The sequence below is a fragment of the Albidovulum sp. genome, from assembly GCF_041919395.1.
Taxonomy (GTDB): domain Bacteria; phylum Pseudomonadota; class Alphaproteobacteria; order Rhodobacterales; family Rhodobacteraceae; genus Albidovulum.
The window spans coordinates 1-3,020 of sequence record NZ_JAYRTX010000172.1 but is presented as its reverse complement, the minus strand read 5'-3'; the positions used below and the strand labels follow the sequence as shown (position 1 = coordinate 3,020).

Below are 3,020 nucleotides of genomic sequence, written 5' to 3'. Positions count from 1 at the left end.
ACTCGGGAACATCGCCGTTGACGATGCGGATGGCGAGGCCCTCGGCGATCGCGGTCTTGCCGACACCAGGATCGCCAATCAGGACCGGGTTGTTCTTGGTGCGCCGCGACAGGACCTGCATGGCGCGGCGAATCTCCTCGTCACGACCGATGATCGGGTCGATCTTTCCCTCCTCGGCGGCAGCGGTCAGGTCGCGGGCGTACTTCTTCAGCGCTTCATAGCCCTCCTCGGCCGACGCGCTGTCAGCCGTGCGTCCCTTGCGCACATCATTGATCGCCGCGTTCAGCGATTGAGCCGTTACCGCCCCGGCATCGAGTGCATCCTTGGCCTTGGTGTTCACCATGGCGAGCGCCATCAGGATACGCTCCACCGGAACGAAACTGTCGCCCGCCTTCTTCGCAACCTTCTCGGCTTCGTCCAGCACACGGACGAGACTGGTGTCGACATAGACCTGACCGTCCCCGCCGGAGACCTTCGGCATCCGCGCGATCATCTGGTCGACGGATTCCTGCACACGCTTCGGCTCGCCGCCGGCGCGCTTGATCAGGTTGGCGCTCAGCCCCTGATCATCATCCATGAGAGCCTTAAGAAGGTGCTCGGGCACCACGCGCTGGTGTCCCTCGCGCATCGCGATGGTCTGTGCAGCCTGAAGGAAGCCGCGCGACCGTTCCGTGAACTTTTCCATGTTCATCGGCTATCTCCTTTTCCAGCCCCCGGGGTCATGGTCGCCCGCATCCGCAGCACGACGCCTCCCGGGTCTCCGGGATGACTTGGGCGTCGGGTCGGGGGTTTTCAAGGACGGTGGACGGAAGTCACGGCAACGGAATCGAAACGCGAATCGCGGCTAATCGCGCTTAACCTTAACGGAGGACCCAGCCATGGCACTGAACGACCACCCCATATCCGGCGCACTCGCCCGTGCCGCGGAACGCTGGCAGCGCGCATTCCTGGTCGGCGGCAGGACGCCTCTGCCGCAACTGGCCGATCTCGCCTCGCAGCGGGAGGCGGAGACGCTTCCCGCCCGCGTGATGCCAAGCCCGTTTCGCCCTCGCCGGGGCTGAGCGATGCGCATCCTTTCCGCCCGCATCCACAGGGCCCGGCGAGAGCGCGCCACGGGGATGGTCTCGGCGGTGGTGGCTTTGACCGCCCTGCGCGACGACCGGCCCCTTCGGGTCTTCATCGCGGTCACCGTTCCGGGACGGCCCGTCGGCGCGGCGCCCCTGCGCGATCGGGTGCTCGGCGCGGCCAAGCTTGCCTTCGCGGGCATGTCCACGCAGCAGAAAGCCCGCGCCGCCTGAGACCGGCCGGCACGAGGCTGCACTCCGGTTCATGGACCGGCGCGTGCCGAGATTCGGTGCAGCACATGGAGCGACAGGCCAGCGCATTCCGCTGCCCGCGCCCACGCGCGCCTGCACATGGCGGTTCGACGGAGACGCCTCGACGGCACCTCGACACTTCGTCACGCCGGTCTGCCGCGGACGCGCGCTACCGGAAGCATGCCTTTCGCCAAGCAGGAAGGCTCGTCCTGCGACAGCGCGCTTGACAGTGTCGCGCCGACTCCGCACATCGGCCGGACATCCGCAAGGGACCTGCCCATGCTGCCCTCCGACGACCGCCTGATCATAGCCCTCGACGTAGCCGATGCGCTGGCGGGCCTCGACCTCGCCCGGCGGATCGGTGATCGCGTGAGCTTCTACAAGATCGGCCTCGGGATGCTGACCGGTGGCGGACTCGCGCTCGCACATGAACTCAAGCAAGAACATGGCAAGCGCATCTTCCTCGACATGAAACTCTTCGACATCGGCGCCACGGTCGAGGCTGCGGTGCGGGGACTTGTACGCTTCGACCTCGATTTCCTCACCGTGCACGGCGATCCGCATGTGGTGAAGGCGGCAAAGGCGGGGGCGAGCGGAAGCGCGACGAAGATCCTCGCCGTGACGATCCTCACCTCGCTCGACCGCGCAGACCTCGACGCCGCGCTGATCCGCCCGGGTGACGTTCCCGACATCGTCGTCGAACGCGCCCGCCGGGCCTTCGAGGCCGGGGCCGACGGGGTGATCGCGAGCCCGCAGGAAGCCGCGCTTATCCGCGCCCTGCCCGAGGCGGCGGGGAGGCTGATCGTCACGCCCGGCGTCCGGCCGGCTGGCGCGGCGCCCGACGACCAGAAACGGGTGGCGACACCCGCAGAAGCCGTCGCGGCGGGCGCCGATCATGTGGTCGTTGGCCGCCCGGTCTGGGCCGCGCCCGATCCCGCTGCCGCGGTCGATGCAATCCTGGCGGAGCTCTCCTCGCCGCAGGCAATCCGGCCGAACCGCTGACGCCAGGCTCGGCAACGCACCCGGCCATTTGCGAGCATGGCGTGGAACCGATCCGGAGGCGCCATGACACCCCCACCCCCTTGCGGCTGCGAATCCGACGCACGAACCGCTCGTCCTGTCGCACCTCGCGCTCCGTCAGGCGCTTGGCTGGCTCGGCCTTGGTCTGTCCGCTGCCCTGCCGACACACGCCGCACTGCCCGGGGATGTGCTCGAAGCCTCGGTCAGCGATTGTCATTTCACTGCGATGGGCGGGGGCTCACCGGGGCGCTTTCGGCAATCGAGGTCTTTCTGCTCGCCTATCGGGGCTACGAACGGAAGCCGTGCGCGTGGCTCCCGGACCGGTGGCTTTCGCGGACCGGCGGGGCCGCCGCCATCGCTGTCGCATTTCTGCCGGTCCACCGCGTGGGCTATCCGGTCTGCCTCGGCGAGCCGCGCACCTGTTGGGTCTTCGGTGCGGGCGCGCATCCCGAGGCGCTGCACTACGGCGCAGCCTTCGTCTTCTTCCTCAGCCTCTTCCTCTTCGCCCTCGTCCAGTTCCCGCGCGGCGAACGGGATGCGGCAGGGCGGCTGGTCTAGTCAGCCCGGACCATGCTCTTCCTGCTCAGCGGGACGACGATCCTCGCGGCGATGACGGCGATGCCGGCGATGGTCCCCTACTTCCTCTCCGGCGCGGCAACGAGGGCGACGCTGTCGGCGCGTCAC

At 68.4% G+C, this 3,020-nt stretch carries 5 protein-coding genes; 4 read left to right on the top strand and 1 reads right to left on the bottom strand.

Features of this window, described 5'->3' with window-relative positions; translation table 11 throughout:
• The coding region (locus ACMUOO_RS16940) for a Clp protease N-terminal domain-containing protein (RefSeq protein ID WP_413855783.1) at positions 1 to 691 on the bottom strand (691 nt) is incomplete at its 3' end.
• A 187-nt stretch (positions 692 to 878) separates the two neighbouring features.
• Here ACMUOO_RS16940 and ACMUOO_RS16935 point away from each other — a divergent pair.
• The 4 genes from ACMUOO_RS16935 (at position 879) to ACMUOO_RS16920 (ending at position 2,894) form a co-directional block, all read left to right on the top strand.
• A complete protein-coding gene (locus ACMUOO_RS16935) occupies positions 879 to 1,061 on the top strand; it encodes a hypothetical protein (protein WP_301920207.1) in 183 nt (60 codons plus the stop codon).
• A gap of 3 nt (positions 1,062 to 1,064) precedes the next feature.
• A complete protein-coding gene (locus ACMUOO_RS16930; protein WP_413855782.1) occupies positions 1,065 to 1,298 on the top strand; it encodes a hypothetical protein in 234 nt (77 codons plus the stop codon).
• A gap of 297 nt (positions 1,299 to 1,595) precedes the next feature.
• Complete coding sequence (gene pyrF / locus ACMUOO_RS16925; RefSeq protein ID WP_301920383.1) at positions 1,596 to 2,318, top strand: orotidine-5'-phosphate decarboxylase; 723 nt, start codon at positions 1,596 to 1,598, stop codon at positions 2,316 to 2,318.
• A gap of 228 nt (positions 2,319 to 2,546) precedes the next feature.
• Positions 2,547 to 2,894 carry a hypothetical protein gene (locus ACMUOO_RS16920; protein ID WP_301920209.1) on the top strand — a complete coding sequence of 116 codons (348 nt, stop codon included), beginning with the start codon at positions 2,547 to 2,549 and terminating at the stop codon, positions 2,892 to 2,894.
• The last annotated feature ends 126 nt before the right edge of the window (positions 2,895 to 3,020 follow it).

Bases quoted from the DNA above. Each gene is read 5' to 3' on its own strand.
- ACMUOO_RS16930 (WP_413855782.1), top strand. From the start codon at position 1,065: ATGCGCATCCTTTCCGCCCGCATCCACAGGGCCCGGCGAGAGCGCGCC.
- ACMUOO_RS16935 (WP_301920207.1), top strand. From the start codon at position 879: ATGGCACTGAACGACCACCCCATATCCGGCGCACTCGCCCGTGCCGCG.
- pyrF (WP_301920383.1), top strand. From the start codon at position 1,596: ATGCTGCCCTCCGACGACCGCCTGATCATAGCCCTCGACGTAGCCGAT.